The organism is Phormidium sp. CCY1219 (assembly GCF_055795085.1).
Window position 1 is genome coordinate 1 of record NZ_JAYFEQ010000054.1, and the last position, 229, is coordinate 229.

Consider the following 229-nt stretch of genomic DNA (forward strand, 5'->3'; position numbering starts at 1 on the left):
TCTAGAAGGTATTCTCGGACTTCATACCCCACCAACTCTCCCTGTTGATACTCGACACCAGAGATTTCTGGGTTTTGAATCAGTTGGGTATCAAAACGGACAAGTTCCATTGAGATAGCGCTAATGGGACAGAAACGCTTCAATCGATTTATCCACGTCAGAGTTGTCAGGACTCGGTGTTGAAGACTAGGCGCAAGCCAACCTTGTGGACGCTTGCGATTGTTGAAAC

The 229-nt window shown here is 46.7% G+C and carries 1 protein-coding gene; it reads right to left on the reverse strand.

Annotated elements, in window-relative coordinates; genetic code table 11:
• Window positions 1-229, reverse strand: a 229-nt coding sequence (locus AC0QH1_RS00395; protein ID WP_324628763.1) for an RRXRR domain-containing protein, incomplete at both ends; no start/stop codon positions are given.